Annotated in this window: 1 rRNA gene; it reads right to left on the reverse strand. The window is 50.2% G+C overall.

Going from position 1 to position 271, the window contains the following annotated elements:
* Positions 1–219 (reverse strand): 16S ribosomal RNA (locus ACZ6J2_RS21885); the annotation flags it as partial.
* Positions 220–271: the final 52 nt, after the last annotated feature.

Below are 271 nucleotides of genomic sequence, written 5' to 3' on the forward strand. Positions count from 1 at the left end.
AAGAGGCCCGAAGGTCCCCCTCTTTGGTCTTGCGACGTTATGCGGTATTAGCTACCGTTTCCAGTAGTTATCCCCCTCCATCAGGCAGTTTCCCAGACATTACTCACCCGTCCGCCGCTCGCCGGCAAAGTAGCAAGCTACTTTCCGCTGCCGCTCGACTTGCATGTGTTAGGCCTGCCGCCAGCGTTCAATCTGAGCCATGATCAAACTCTTCAATTTAAGTTTGATGCTCGTGAATTAAACTTCGTAATGAATTACGTATGTTCACTCA

It is taken from the genome of Enterobacter sp. E14S (assembly GCF_055666685.1).